This window comes from Luteimonas galliterrae (genome assembly GCF_023374055.1).
Classification (GTDB): domain Bacteria; phylum Pseudomonadota; class Gammaproteobacteria; order Xanthomonadales; family Xanthomonadaceae; genus Luteimonas_C; species Luteimonas_C galliterrae.
Map to the genome: position 1 here is coordinate 186,536 of NZ_JAMBEP010000003.1, position 13,678 is coordinate 200,213.

Annotated in this window: 17 protein-coding genes; 13 read left to right on the forward strand and 4 right to left on the reverse strand. The window is 64.7% G+C overall.

Annotation, left to right across the window (positions count from 1 at the left end; all coding sequences use genetic code 11):
* Positions 1–173: 173 nt before the first annotated feature.
* Together M2650_RS13505 and M2650_RS13510 are read left to right on the forward strand one after the other, a co-directional pair.
* A complete protein-coding gene (locus M2650_RS13505) occupies positions 174–800 on the forward strand; it encodes an OmpW/AlkL family protein (RefSeq protein ID WP_249475368.1) in 627 nt (208 codons plus the stop codon).
* 147 nt (positions 801–947) lie between these two features.
* Positions 948–2,051 (forward strand): OmpA family protein, encoded by a 1,104-nt coding sequence (locus M2650_RS13510; RefSeq protein ID WP_249475369.1) that lies wholly within the window; start codon positions 948–950, stop codon positions 2,049–2,051.
* Positions 2,052–2,155: 104 nt separating this feature from the next.
* Here the strand turns inward: M2650_RS13510 and M2650_RS13515 are convergent, their stop codons facing one another.
* A complete protein-coding gene (locus M2650_RS13515) occupies positions 2,156–2,596 on the reverse strand; it encodes a DUF1801 domain-containing protein (protein WP_249475371.1) in 441 nt (146 codons plus the stop codon).
* Between the two features lie 146 nt (positions 2,597–2,742).
* Here M2650_RS13515 and M2650_RS13520 point away from each other — a divergent pair, with 146 nt between their 5' ends.
* Positions 2,743–2,940 carry a hypothetical protein gene (locus M2650_RS13520; RefSeq protein WP_249475373.1) on the forward strand — a complete coding sequence of 66 codons (198 nt, stop codon included), beginning with the start codon at positions 2,743–2,745 and terminating at the stop codon, positions 2,938–2,940.
* 68 nt (positions 2,941–3,008) lie between these two features.
* Here M2650_RS13520 and M2650_RS13525 read toward each other — a convergent pair whose 3' ends face one another.
* A complete protein-coding gene (locus M2650_RS13525) occupies positions 3,009–3,890 on the reverse strand; it encodes a DMT family transporter (protein ID WP_249475375.1) in 882 nt (293 codons plus the stop codon).
* 932 nt (positions 3,891–4,822) lie between these two features.
* Positions 4,823–6,046, reverse strand: coding sequence for a serine hydrolase domain-containing protein (locus M2650_RS13530; RefSeq protein WP_249475377.1), 1,224 nt, complete (start codon positions 6,044–6,046; stop codon positions 4,823–4,825).
* A 181-nt stretch (positions 6,047–6,227) separates the two neighbouring features.
* Between M2650_RS13530 and M2650_RS13535 the strand changes: the two genes are divergently transcribed.
* The 10 genes from M2650_RS13535 to M2650_RS13580 all read left to right on the forward strand — a co-directional run bounded on the left by M2650_RS13535 (position 6,228) and on the right by M2650_RS13580 (position 11,614).
* Entirely contained in the window at positions 6,228–6,488 is a 261-nt protein-coding gene (locus M2650_RS13535) for a hypothetical protein (protein WP_249475379.1), read from the forward strand.
* Between the two features lie 28 nt (positions 6,489–6,516).
* The gene (locus M2650_RS13540; RefSeq protein WP_249475380.1) at positions 6,517–6,999 is read left to right on the forward strand and encodes a YajQ family cyclic di-GMP-binding protein; all 483 of its coding nucleotides are present in this window, start codon (positions 6,517–6,519) and stop codon (positions 6,997–6,999) included.
* A 10-nt stretch (positions 7,000–7,009) separates the two neighbouring features.
* Positions 7,010–7,564 (forward strand): DUF1415 domain-containing protein, encoded by a 555-nt coding sequence (locus M2650_RS13545; protein ID WP_249475382.1) that lies wholly within the window; start codon positions 7,010–7,012, stop codon positions 7,562–7,564.
* Positions 7,565–7,712: 148 nt separating this feature from the next.
* Entirely contained in the window at positions 7,713–8,048 is a 336-nt protein-coding gene (locus M2650_RS13550; RefSeq protein WP_249475383.1) for an antibiotic biosynthesis monooxygenase family protein, read from the forward strand.
* Between the two features lie 93 nt (positions 8,049–8,141).
* Complete coding sequence (locus M2650_RS13555) at positions 8,142–8,483, forward strand: YciI family protein (protein WP_249475384.1); 342 nt, start codon at positions 8,142–8,144, stop codon at positions 8,481–8,483.
* 212 nt (positions 8,484–8,695) lie between these two features.
* On the forward strand, positions 8,696–9,130 hold the full coding sequence (locus M2650_RS13560; protein WP_249475385.1) for a hypothetical protein: 435 nt from the start codon (positions 8,696–8,698) through the stop codon (positions 9,128–9,130).
* A 57-nt stretch (positions 9,131–9,187) separates the two neighbouring features.
* Positions 9,188–9,556, forward strand: coding sequence for a VOC family protein (locus M2650_RS13565; RefSeq protein ID WP_249475387.1), 369 nt, complete (start codon positions 9,188–9,190; stop codon positions 9,554–9,556).
* A gap of 42 nt (positions 9,557–9,598) precedes the next feature.
* Positions 9,599–10,216: a tetratricopeptide repeat protein gene (locus M2650_RS13570; RefSeq protein ID WP_249475389.1), complete on the forward strand. Its 618-nt coding sequence runs from the start codon at positions 9,599–9,601 to the stop codon at positions 10,214–10,216.
* A 55-nt stretch (positions 10,217–10,271) separates the two neighbouring features.
* Positions 10,272–10,811 (forward strand): demethoxyubiquinone hydroxylase family protein, encoded by a 540-nt coding sequence (locus tag M2650_RS13575; RefSeq protein ID WP_249475390.1) that lies wholly within the window; start codon positions 10,272–10,274, stop codon positions 10,809–10,811.
* Positions 10,812–10,888: 77 nt separating this feature from the next.
* Complete coding sequence (locus tag M2650_RS13580; RefSeq protein WP_345779866.1) at positions 10,889–11,614, forward strand: AAC(3) family N-acetyltransferase; 726 nt, start codon at positions 10,889–10,891, stop codon at positions 11,612–11,614.
* Between the two features lie 160 nt (positions 11,615–11,774).
* Here the strand turns inward: M2650_RS13580 and M2650_RS13585 are convergent, their stop codons facing one another.
* Positions 11,775–13,613 (reverse strand): S8 family peptidase, encoded by a 1,839-nt coding sequence (locus M2650_RS13585; RefSeq protein ID WP_249475394.1) that lies wholly within the window; start codon positions 13,611–13,613, stop codon positions 11,775–11,777.
* Positions 13,614–13,678 lie beyond the last annotated feature (65 nt).

Here is a 13,678-nt window from a genome sequence, read left to right on the forward strand (position 1 = left end):
CGCTTGGCGAAAGCGCGCCTGCGCGTGCGCACGGCACGAAAATGAACGCATCGAAAAAGTTCCATGAATACCCGCGGAATATTCATGGTACGCACAAAGGGAGTTCATAAAGATCTCGTTAGGATTCCCGTGCCCTCTCCCCGGGCATTCGAATACTAACGAGGAGATTTCCTATGTTGTCCTTTCGCAACCTGAGCATCGCTGTCGCCGCCACGCTGGCGTTCGCGCCTGCGGCCTTCGCCCAGGACGCTTCCGATTCCGCCGCCAGCAAGCGTTTCGCCGTGACCGGCGGCTATGCGCACATGAAACCGAAGTCCGACGCCTTGGAAAACGCGCCGGGCAAGACCGGCTTCGACGGCGGCGGCATGCCGACCCTGAGCGGCAGCTGGTACGCCACCGATAATTTCGCGGTCGAACTGTGGGGCGCCGCCGACAAGTCCGAGCAGCGCGTCCGCGCCGACGGCGCCAATGTCGGCAGCATCAAGCAGCAGCCGGTCGCGGTGAGCGGCCAGTACCACTTCGGCACCGCCGGCCAGGCGATCCGTCCTTTCGTGGGACTGGGCTACTACGAGTCCAACGTCAGCGACGAGAAGCTCAACGGCCAGCACGTCGGCCTGACCACGCCCAAGGGCGCGATCGGCACCGTCGGCGCCGACTTCAACATCAACGAGCGCTGGTTCACCCGCGCGGATGCCCGCTACATGAAGGGCGATGCGGACATCAAGTCGGGCGACGTCAAGGTCGGCGAAGCCCAGATGGATCCGTGGGTGGTCGGCGTAGGCGTCGGCGCGCGCTTCTGACCGGTCGCATCGCAAGCTATCGAAACGGGCCCTGCGGGGCCCGTTTCTTTTTTTCGCGCCCGGATGCCGTTGGTCGGATCCTGGCAGTTCCGCGGGGGTTTTCGCGTATATAGCTTCGACCGATTCGCGCCCGCCTGGAGGCCGCTCATGCGTACCCGTGTCCTGCTGCTGTCCGCCTTCGTGCTGCTTTGGCTCAGCGCCTGCCGCAGCGAAAACGCCGATGCGGCGCAAGGCGCGTCCCTGGCCGCGCCCTCGCCGCCCGCAGATGCGAGCGCTGCCACACCCGATGCGGTCGCAACAGGCGCCGTTCCCTCGACGCCGCCCGCGGCCGAGGCAGAACCGGAAGCTGCACCGGCTCCGCAGGCACCGGCGGAGTTCGATCCCGCCAACGTCCCGGAAAGCAGCGCCAGCCTGCCGCCCTTCCCCTTCTTCAAGGAACCCGAAGGCCTGGTGAGCACGCTGGCCGACAAAGATCGCCGCAAGAATTTCGACCGCGAGCACATGATCGCCGGCGACAAGGTCGTGGCCGTGGAAGGCAAGGTCTTCCGCGACCGCTTCCAGCTGACCAATCCCGAGCAGCGCGAATATTCGGAAATCGAATTCCACCGCAACTATGCCAACGCCATCGCCGAACTCGGCGGCGCCGAGGTCAGCCGCGTGCAGTACACGCACAAGGTCAACGAGGCCTTCGGCGGCCGCGCCGCGGTCGATAAGCACTACCACGGCACCTGCGCCAGCGACGGCTGCGAGAACCACACGTATCTGATCCGCCAGGGCGACAAGGAATACTGGATCCAGGTCAGCACCGGCGCCATCCCGCTGCACGGCGAGCTGGTGGTGCTCGAAAAACAGGCGATGGCCAGCAAGCTCGCCTTCCTCGACGCCGCAGCGATGAAGAAGAAGCTCGACGCGGACGGGCGCGTGGCGCTGTACGTCAACTTCGACACCGACAAGGCCACGCTACGGCCCGACGCCGCGCCGGTGGTCGAGGAGATCGCCAAGCTGCTGCAGGCCGATCCGGCGCTGAAGCTGTCCATCGACGGCCACACCGACAGCACCGGCACCGCCGAGCGCAACCGCACGCTGTCCAAGGAACGCGCCGAGGCGGTGCGCGCGGCACTGGTGGCCAAGGGCATCGCGGCGGAACGGCTCACCGCGCAAGGCTTCGGTCCCGACAAGCCGCTCGCCGACAACGATAGCGAGGCCGGCCGTGCCAAGAACCGGCGCGTGGAGTTGGTGAAACAAAGCTAGCGGTTCGACAGGAAGTCGTAGCCCGGGTAAGCGCAGCGCACCCGGGTCGCGACGTGTCCCGGGTGCGCTGCGCTTACCCGGGCTACGTTCTATCGGCGTCGGCGCTAACGGCTCGCTTCGTACACCGCGATGTAATCCGCCACGCTCATGCTGGCGATCAGCTCGCCGATCGCCTCCAGCGGCAAATCTTCGGCCCGCTTGAAGCGGATGCAACTCTTGCCCATGTCGAGTTTCTTGCCTTGCGCGGCCGCGGCCGCGCGCAATTTCTTTTCCTGTTCGCCGGCGCCGTACACGCCCATCAGATACAGCGAATAGCCGTTCTTCTGCGCAGCCAGCGCCACGTAGCCGAGCGGCTGCTTGTTGTACGTGTCCGGATAGCGCGACAGCGGGATGCCCCAGCCGATCATGCCGAACGCCATCGTCTCTACGTAGCCGGCCGGCATGTGCGCGTTGACCATGTCGCGCACCTGCGACACCACGGCGCGTCGCTCCGCGGGCAATTCGGCCAGGTATCGGGCGACGGTTTCCGCTTTGCTCTGAACCATCGCAACACCTTCACGGACCGCGGACCGCCGAGCCTACTCCGGCTGCGTTAAACGGTCATGGCGCGGCGCAGCGTCGGCCGTCTTCACGCCATCTGAATGCGGAATCCGAACAGTGGCAGGGCATTTTCATATCGAGGAGATCACCGATGGCCACCAAACTGGACAAGTCGCTGAGGCGCGAAATCGAAATCGACGACAAGGCCTACACCCTCACCATCGATCCGACCGGGCTCAAGCTGACCGAGAAGGGCCATCGCAAGGGCCAGGAAGTCACCTGGAAACAGATCCTGAGCGAAGGCGGCGGCTCGCCCAGCGGCAGCTGGACGCCCGGCGGCAGCCAGTAAGGCGCTGGCGTACAACCCGGTCCCGCTCTGCGCCCGAAGGCGCGGAGCGGGACTCTCTATTTAGCGCATCAAGGCGGTACCGCGACGGCGTGGGTTTTTTCGCGCCGCAACAAGTACAGGCCGCTGGCGACGATGATCGCCGCGCCCAGCCAAGTCACCGAGTCGGGCAGCACGCCCCAAAGTGTGACGTCGAGCAAGACTCCCCATACCAATGCGGTGTATTCCAGCGGCGCGATCAGCGACGCTTCGCCGCGGCGGAAGGCTTCGGTCAACGCGATCTGCGCCAGCGTTCCGGTGATGCCGATGCCGGCGATCACCCATGCGTCCTGCGCGCGGATCGCGACCCATTCGTGCGCCGACAGGACGCCCGATCCCAGCGCGATGATCACCATCAGCCAGAACACCATCGCCTGGGTGCTGTCGCGCTGGGCCAGCATGCGCACGGTGATGGCCGAAGCGGCGTAGCAGATCGCCGCCAGCAGGATCGCCAGGCCGCCCAGGGTCAGCATGCCCGCGCCGGTGGGTCGCAGCACCACCAGCACGCCGACCAGGCCGATCGCGATCGCTGTCCAGCGCCGCAATCCGACTTTTTCGCCCAGGAAGGGCACCGCCATCGCGGTGACCAGCAGCGGTGCGACGAAGGTGATCGCATACGCCGTGGACAACGGCAGCGTGCGCAAGCCGTATACGAACCCGAACATCATCGCCACGCCCAGCACGCCGCGCAGCAGGTGCAGGCGCCAGTGCACGCGCAGCAGGGCGCGGGTACCGACGCTGAGCAATGTCCAGGCCAACACCAGCGGTAACGCGGACGCGCCGCGCAGCATCGCCACCTGCAGCGGCGGATAGTGCGGGGCGAGCAGTTTCAGGCCGGCATCCATCAGCGCGAACAGCGCCACGGCGATCAGCATGTACAGCATGGCGCGGGTGTGGGTGGCGTGTCGGCTCATCGGGCAAGTATCGCGCACGTCGGGCGGGCCGTGCCCTCTAGAGCGCGGAGCCGCTCCGCGGGGCTTCCCTGCGGCTGAGATCGCAAGCTCCAACGACTCCGCCTCCGCCTTTGTAGAGCGGAGCTTGCTCTGCTGCCCTTGCTCCCGCTTTGTAGAGCGGGGCTTGCTCCGCTGCTCTTCGCTCTTAGGCCGTTCGCTCTTAGGCCGTTCGCTCTTAAGCCGTTCGCTCTTAAGCCGTCATCCCAGCGAACGCTGGGACCCATCTTGCTTGTGCTCCCCAAGCCGTCATCCCGGCGAAGGCCGGGATCCAGGCCCGCGTCCTGGCGGCCTGCGCTGCGACTCGCGCCATGGACAAAGGCTTCCGGCTGCGCCGGGTCACTTTCTTTGCTGGCCCAAAGAAAGTAACCAAAGAAAAGGCCTGAACTGCGGTGCGATGCGTCGCGCCTGAAAATCCGCCAGCGGCCTAAGCTTTCGTCGTGGCTGACCTTCTTACGCAGGTACTAGATTTTGATTCGCAGCCCATGGGTGACGTGGCTTTTGCGGAGTTTCGCTAAGGAGGCGTTCGGGTCGATCGCCTCGAATCTGAATGTCGAAACGACGGAGGAATCCCGAGCGCTAGCGAGCGGTAGCCGAAACATGGGGTAACCCATCGCCGGGATCCCTTCCAAAGGCCCTTTTTCTTTGGTTACTTCTCTTTTTGGGCTCCACAAAAAGAAAGTAACTCGGCCGCGATTTTAGCGGACGAAACCCCGGCCTGAAAGGCCGGCAGGTCGCGACAACCCCCAAGCCAAGGCAGCGGAGCAAGCTCCGCTCTACACAGAGCAACGGCAAAGGCGCTGGATCCCCGCCTTCGCGGGGATGACGGATTGAGGGCAAAGGCAGCCCAGCAAGCCCGCTCTACAATCGCTGAAACGCAGGCACGCTGGACTGCGCTACGGCAGTGGCTTCAGGTCGCCTTGCACCATCGCATCGGCCAACGCGATCACGCGCGTGGTGAAATCGTCGTAGCCATCGCTGGGCTTCCAGTCTTCGGTCGAAGCGACCAAACGCACCGCCACCAGCCGCGCTTGCGGGACGATCACGATGAACTGCCCCTGGAAGCCCTTGGCCGCATAAGCGACCATCGGGCCCATGTCGATCTTGAAGATCTTGCCGGGGCTGAGCCCGCGCGACATCACTTCCTTGCCCCAGGTTTCCATCGCGTCTTCGCCCAGCGCCGCTTCGATCGCCGGGATCAGCTCGCCCTGGCCTTCGAAGCTGCGGCCCACCAACGGCTGCAGCTTGCGCACCACAGCTTCGGGCACGCCTGCCTTGCGCATGGTTTCCAGGCTGCCGGCATCGGCGATGAAACGCCCCCACGCCGGCACCCGCCACCACAGCAGGCCGGACTCCTCGACCAGTTCGCTCTTGCCCAACATCTCGCGCACGAACGCGGCCGGCAGCAACTGCCCCCCGTTCCAACGACCATCGTCCAACACCAATTGCCCGAGTTTCGCCGCATCCGCCGCGCGCAACGGCAAACCGGACATCGCATGCGGATTGCCGGCCTTGTCGCGTTCCCACTGACCGGGCTGGATGCCCATCGGCGCGAACAGCTTGCGTTGCAGGTATTGGTCCATCGGCACACCGGATGCCTTGGCGACGATGCCGGCCAGCAGGTTCACCGCCTTGTTGTTGTAGGCGAACGCCTTGCCCGGTTCGCTATCCAATTCCGCGGCCAATGCCAATTGCACGAAATCCGGCGACGGATAGATTTCCTCGTCGGCGCGCATCACGTTCTGCAGGCCGGACGTGTGGTCCATCAGCATGCGCAGCGTGATCGATTGCTTGCGCCCCTGCTTCCATTCCGGATACCAGGTGTGCACCGGCGCATCCAGCGAGGGGATCTTGCCGTCGGCGATCAACCCGCCTATGGCCAACGCCACGATCGATTTGGTCGCCGACATCATTTCGATCGGGCCCGGCGCCTGGCCGCTGCGGTAGTACTCGGCGACGGTCTTGCCGTCGCGCAATACCAGCATGGCGTCGCTGCGCGAGTTTCTAGCGCCTTCGACCAAGGCAGCCGTGGCGGCTTCCGGCGTCGGTTTGGGTGGAGTTTGGGCCCTGGCGGGCATCGTCGCGAGACACAGGCACAGCATCGCCAGCCAAGCTTTCATCCGCTTTCCCCCTTGCCCGATCGCACGCTGCACCTTAACGGCGCGGCAGGGGCGCCTCAATAGGCGGAAAGTCAGGCGTTCGCGACGCCGCAACCCAGCATTCCGCGGTTGAAACGCGTGTTTCATCCGCAGCGAACGCGCTGCATCGCATCATCGGCGCGTACCCTTCCGGAGAACCTGCATGTTGCGAGCACTTTTCGTAGGCGGCACCGTCGACAACAGCGAGCTGGACCTGGACGGCGGCGAAGCGCCGCTGCACTACCCGCCCAATACGGGCAGCGGACAGTCCCGCTACCGGCTGCACCAGATAGGCCGCCAGAACGGCGAGCCGGTCTATGCCGTGTACGGCGCGCCCGACCTGTCGGACGAGCAGGTGCAATCGATCGCCGACGAACGCAAGTACGCGCAGCGGTTTGAGGCCCAGCCCGAAGCCCTGTCATAATCGCGCGCCCTCACTCGCCCCTGCCGCCATGCCCTCGTTCGACATCGTTTCGGAGGTCGTTTCCCACGAGCTGATCAACGCCGTGGACCAGGCCAACCGCGAGCTGACCACACGTTTCGACTTCCAGGGCGTGGAGGCTTCTTTCGTGCTGGAAGACGGCACGGTGGCGCTGTCCGCGCCGAGCGAATTCCAGTTGAAGCAGATGGTGGACATCCTGCGCAACCGGCTGATCGCGCGCAAGATCGACATCAGCTGCCTGGAACCTGGCGAAATTTTGACCAACGTCGCCGGCGCGCGCCAGCAGATCAAGGTCAAGCAAGGCATCGAGCGCGACCAGGCCAAGAAGATCGTCAATGCGATCAAGGACGCGAAGCTCAAAGTCGACACCCAGATCAACGGCGACAAGCTGCGCGTGATGGGCAAGAAGCGCGACGATCTGCAGGCGGCGATGGCGGTGCTGCGCAAGGGCGACTTCGGGCTGCCGCTGCAATTCAACAATTTCCGCGACTGACGCCGCCGCGATGGCCGACGCGCCACAGGACCCCATCGCCGCCACGCAGCGTTGGCTGCAACGCGCGGTGATCGGCTTGAATCTGTGCCCGTTCGCTAAAGCCGTTGTCGCCAAGCAGCAGGTGCGCTTCGTGCTTAGCGATGCGACGACGCCTGAAGATCTGCTGCAGGCGTTGGGCGAAGAACTGGCGCTGCTGCGCGACACGCCCGCCGACCGGATTGACACCACGCTGATCGTGCATCCGCACGCGCTGACCGATTTCCTCGACTACAACGATTTCCTCGACCTGGCCGACGGCCTGGTCGAATCCATGGACCTGGACGGCGTGCTGCAGGTCGCCAGCTTCCACCCCGGCTACCAGTTCGCCGGCAGCGAACCCGACGACATCGCCAACTACACCAACCGCTCGCCCTACCCGACTTTGCACCTGCTGCGCGAAGACAGCGTGGCGCGGGCGGTGGAAGCGTTTCCGGATCCGGATGCGATCGTGGATCGCAATATCGAAACGCTGACGCGGTTGGGGCACGAAGGCTGGCGGCGCACCCTCGATGGTGGCGAGCTCTAGGTAGCGTTATTGCGGCGAAACTAACTTGGGCGAATGGCAACAGGTCGATTTCATTGCCTGTTGACCGGGCCGCGCCCGCGGTGGACGATATTTGTTATACCCATTGGGGCCTAAATGCAGCCAGGCGCTCAAACCAGGTTTCGCGCACATGACCCCTCTACAACCTATCTTCTGCGCCATTTATCGCTGGCGCTTGCATCCCGGCTCTGAAGCTTCCTTCGTGCAGGCTTGGTCGCGTGTGACCCTGCTATTGCGAGCCGAACGCGGCTCGCTTGGGTCGCGCTTGCATCGTGGCCCGGATGACGTTTGGTACAGTTACACGCAGTGGCCGTCCGCTGAAGCAAAAGCAGAAGGTCTTGCCCGGCCGCCAGTGGATCCGGAAGCCTGGCAACAGATGCGGGAAGCCATCGCGGAGAGCCTGCCTGAGCTTATTCTTGAGCCGATATCAGATTATCTGGCTCCGCTGCCACGGCACGGCGCCTAACCATTCATTCAAGCCGAACCCGCTTCGCGGCACGGCTTAATTCAGGCGTTAGGCCGCACCCACGCTTTACGACCATCCCCAAGAAGGAGCGCCATGGCCAAGTACCTGATCTCTTTCCCCAGCGCGGCGATGGTCGTGCCCGACGGCGAGTGGGAGGCGGTGGGCCGCGACGCGCACGCCGTGATCGACCAGGCGAAGGCCGCCGGGGTCTACGTCTTCGGCGGCGGCATCGACGAAGACGTGCCGCCCGTGCTGGTCTCGGCAGACGGCGCGGTCGCCGAGGGTGGCTACCCGTGGGCGCCCCCGCTCGACGGCGGCTTCACCGTGCTCGAACTGCTCTCGCGCGAGGAAGCCATCGTGTGGGCCGCGCGCATTGCGAAGGCCTGCCGTTGCGACCAGGAGCTGCGCGTCTTCCAGTTCGACCCGCAGTCCTGAGGGCGGTGTGTGTGCGGGCATTGCGTCGACTGCTGCCGTTATCGCTGCAGTCGCTTATGCGTTGAGCATCTTTGGCGTGTTTTTTTGCGCCTATGCTTCACCCCACATTTGGTCGCAGCCGCTGGAGCCAACGTAGATGGCGCCTGACAATTCGTTCAAGCCGACCACACTCCGCGAGCCGGCTTAACTCAAGCATTTAGAGGGCTATCCTAGTGTCTAGCACTCCACAGGAAGATCGTCTCGTTGCGCTGCTGCGCCAGCATGGCGTCGACGGTCAACCGGTTTATGGCCTAGCGGCATGGTCCGCCTTTAAAGCCTATGGCCGCGAGGTATTCGGGCCGCAGAGCATCGGCCTGTTGTTTCAGGTAGGCACTTACGATTTTACGGGCAGCCCGCTCTTCCATTTTGACCCGGTGTGCCAGTTCGAGATCACCGATGCAGATGGAGAGCACGACCATTTCGAGCAGCTGCATTGCGAGCTGACCTGCTCGCCCGATGCCGCGTTGAGCGGCATGGAGGCCTCGCTATGGTCTTTCGACTACCCAACCGCTGATGCGTTCTTTGCCGCCGTGGAGGCTCTACCCGCTTTCCAGGCTTCCGTTGAGCGCTCCGACTACACTCTTTCCGTCAGCCATGAGACCGTCTAGTGGGCCTCTTATAATTTATTCGAGCCGATCGGCACATTGGCAGTCACGAGAAGCAAAATGGCGATTACCGGAATCGTTCCGCAGCTGCGCACGACGAACATGGCCTCGTCCATTCGTTTCTATACGGAGAAGCTGGGATTCTCCGTCGAGTTCAACTACCAGGACTTCTACGCCGGGATTCGCGTCGGCGAACAAGTCTTCCATCTGAAGCTCGTGGATGAAAAAGATCCGTCGATCACCTACGTTGCAGATGGCGAACACTTCCACCTGTATCTCAAGACCGATGGCGTGGTTGCCATCGCCGCTCAGCTCAGAGCGCGCGACGTGCCCTTGGTGAAGGACGTGCACGAGACGGCTTGGAACACCAGGGAGATCGTTATCCATGACGATCAGGGCCATACCTTGTACCTTGGCGAGCAGCTGTAAGCCTGCTGCTCTGCCATGGTCTCAGCAGGCATCGGAATCGCCGTGAAAGCACGTAATTTCTTCCTGTTCATCGCGGTCATGATGTTCGTGATCGGTTGCGCACCCAAATCCGAAACAGCGGGAACGCCTGGAGACCCGTACTTCCGGAGGTTTACCCCGGCCGACTTCAAGGCCCTCGATCGCGAAATCGACCAAGCCCGCGCCGAGATGGCCGCGGCCCGCTACCGGGGCGACCGGCTCGAGGCGATACGCATCGCTGCGGATATCGGCGGCATGCTGACCTCCGCTCGCCGTGAGAGCGAAGCCCGCACGATCCTCGCTGCCGCACTGGACGAAGCCCGGCCCTACGGCCGGACAGCTGCGCTCGGCTGGGTGCTGCTCAACTTGGCGACGGCCAACCAGTACTTGGATCGACGCTCCGAAGCGGGTCCGCAGTTCGAGGAGGCGCTGGCCATCGCGCGCGACTTGGACGCGCTGGAACTGGAACACTACACCCTTCACCATTGGGGCAGGTTCCGCGTGGAATCCAAGGATTACGCCGGCGCGCGCGAATGCTTCACCCGCGCTTTGGCGTTGCGGGTGCAGCTCAACGAGCCGAGGCAGCAGTCGACGCGCGAGGCACTGGAGGATTTGGCCTCGCTCGAACGGAACCGGCCCTGACGTTTGATCTGGCCCCAACGTTCTCGGATGACATAGTCCAGTCGGCTGGTCCATCATGCCGACCATGCAAAACGGCGTCGCACAAACCTACGGCGATCGGGTGCTCAGGGTTAACCATGCCGGCGAGCATGGTGCGGTGAATATCTACGCAGGACAGATATTGCTGGCCCGGCTGACCGCTCGGGATATGCTTGCGGAGCTGCGCACTTTCAAGTCGCACGAAGAAGGGCACCGATCCGTCTTCCGGAACGAATTGGAGCGCCGCGGCCGCCCCCGATGCCGCAGCTATTGGCTTTGCGGCGCCGGTGGCTTCGTCCTTGGAGCCGTTACCGGGCTGTTTGGCCGCCGCGCTATCGCCGCCACCACGGTGGCGGTCGAGCGCGTCGTTCTTCGGCACTTGTCGCACCAACTCGACGAGTTAGGCAATAGAGATGCCGATGCGACCAGAGCCGTTTCGTCGATCTTCGCCGAAGAGCAGGAACATCACGATCGATCCGCTTCCCACATCCAAACCGGGTCGTTCTGGCCGCGTGTCCTTTCGCCAGTGGTGTCGGCGTCTACCGAGGCAGTGATATGGCTGGGCATGCGTCTGTGAACATCGACACGAGAAGCCGCAGAGAACTCTTCGCGCAACTATCGGCACTCGGCGTACGCCCAGGCGGCATACTGGTCGTGCACGCCGCATTCTCGAAGCTGGGCCCGATCGAAGGCGGCCCGGAAGGCCTGATCGCGGCGTTGCGCGACGCGTTGGGCCCGGACGGCACGCTGGTCATGCCCAGCATGTCCGACGACGACGAGGTGCCTTTCGATGCGAAATCGACGCCATGCGCGGGCATGGGCGTGGTGGCGGATACGTTCTGGCGGATGCCGGGCGTGATGCGCAGCGACAACCCGCATGCGTTCGCGGCGGTGGGTCCGATGGCGGCGCGGATTACAGCGACGCATCCGCTGGATGTACCCCATGGGCTCGACAGCCCAGTGGGGCGCGTCTACGAACTCGATGGGCAGGTGCTGCTGCTCGGCGTCGGGCACGACGCCAATACCACCGTCCATCTCGCCGAGAACATGGCCGGCGCGCGGTATCTGCGGCCGAAGCATCTGATCGTGCTCGAAGACGGCACGCCGCTGCGATACGAGTACAGCGAGCTGGATCATTGCTGCGAGAACTTCGCCAAGCTCGACGGATGGCTCGATGCGAGCGGGCAGCAGCGCCGGGGCATCGTCGGGCGCGCACAGGCGCGGTTGATGCGCTCGCGGGACGTGGTCGAGGCGGCGCTTCTGCGGCTCGGTCAGGACCAGAACGTGTTCCTGCATCCGCCCTGCGTATGCGACGAGTGCGACGAAGCGCACGCCGCGTCGGCTAGATCCGTAGGAGCGGCTTCAGCCGCGAGCTCTTGATCCTTCTTATCGTCCAAAACGCAGTGAGAAATCTGCAGTTTCCGTGGAGCAGGTCCCTCGCTGCGCTCGGGATGACGGCATAAGAGCTCGCGGCTGAAGCCGCTCCTACGAAGAGCGGGTCCCGCAGGTCCCGGTGGCGAGACCTGCGGGCAATGCGCGATCAGTTGTGCCGCGCCTCCAACGTCACCTTCGCGAACTTGGCCACGCCCACCAATTTGATGTAGTACGTGCCAGCCTTCGGCGCGGCGATATTGATGCGCTCGTTGTTGCCCGGACGGGTGGAGCGGAGGTCGTAGTCGTCCGCCGTCGGCTCCGCGGCGAAGCTCACCAGCATCGTCACGTCGCCCGAGCCGCCGTAGGTCATGAAGCTCAGGCCGCTGGCGCCGGCTGGCACGTCCAGCGAGAACAGCAGTTCGGCGTCCTTGTCGCCCATTAGGCCGGTCACCGGCGAACGGTTGACGATCGGCGTCGCATCCGGCGTGCAGTCGTCGCCTTCGCAGGGCGGAACGATGCCGCCGAGCGCGGCTTCCGCGTCGACGATGCCCACGCCCAGCGGCGTGCTGCCCGGGATGCTGACCGGGAACGGACGCGCGGTGTTCTTCAGCAGCGTTTCCATTTCCGCCGGCGTCAGCGGCGTTTCGGCCGCGCTCTGCACCAGCGCGGCGACGCCCGCCACGTGCGGTGCGGCCATCGACGTGCCGGTCATGCCCATGTAGGTCTGCGTACCTTCTTCCGGCGCGGTTTCGCTGTCGTTGATGTTCTGCCAGACGTAGCCGTTGGGATTGCCGTCGACGGCGCCGCCGCCGCCCGGTGCGGACAGATCCACGCCGGCGCCGAAGTTGGAATAGTCGGCCTTGCCGCCGGTGACGCGCGTGGCGCCCACCGCGATCACGCCGGCGCAGCTGGCGGGGCTGAAGTTCGACATGTTCACGTTGCTGTTGCCCGCTGCGACCACCACGGTGGTGCCGTTGGCGATGGCCTGGTCGATGGCGAGCTGGTACTCGGAGCCCGCGGTGCAGGCGCCGTTGCCGCCCAGGCTGAGGTTGATCACTTCGGCCGGATTCTCGTTGGCGGGCACGCCTTCGACTTCGCCGCCGGAAGCCCAGACGATCGCATCGGCGATGTCGGACGTGTAGCCGCCGCAACGGCCGAGCACGCGCACCGGCAGCACCTTGGCTTGGTGCGCGACGCCGGCCATGCCGATGCCGTTGTTGGTCATTTCCGCGACCGTGCCGGACACGTGCGTGCCGTGGAAGCTGCTGGGACGGATGGGGCATTGGCTGCCGTCGTCGTTCCAATCGCCGTAGTCGTGCGCGCCGGGCACGCGATCGGCGGTTTCGCGGCGGGAGACGAACGGGTCGGTGATGAAGTCGTAGCCTTCCAGCACGTTGCCGTTGAGATCCTCGTGGTCGACGACGCCGGTGTCGAGCACCGCCACCACCACGCCTTCGCCGGTGGACGCGTCCCAGGCCGACGTGGCGTTGATGCCGCCGGTCGGATGGTGCAGGTGCCATTGGTATTGCGCGAAGTATTCGTCGTCCGGCGTTAGCATGGGCGAAACGGCCGTCTTGGCGCGCACCGGCTGGTCGGCGTGGAAGGCGCGCAGATCCGGTTCGACATGGGCCACCGACGGATCGGCAGCAAGCGTGCGCATCAGCGCGCCTGCGCTGGCGCGGTCGAGCTTGCGCGACAGCTTCACCACGTCGGCGCCGGTAGCGGTCTTGCGCACGTATTGCACCGATGCGCTGCCGGCGGCGGCGATGCCGGAACGGTTCAGCGCCGACTGCACGGCGCCGACCAGGCGCTGCTGGTTGCTGCGCTCGATCGCGCCCGGGCGGTAACGCACGATCAGACGGTCGACGCGTGCGTCCGGGTCCGGCGTGGCGGCAGCGGCTACGGCGCGCAACGGCGTCTTGCCGGCGGCGAAGGTGAGCGGCGCGGCTATGGCGACGACCGCGGCGAGCAGGCATGTGGTGGTGCGTAGGGACTTCTTGGACATTGCATCTCTCTCCAGGGTGATGGGAGCATCGGCCGTGCGGGGGCCGGACCGATGCCTTGTTGCGT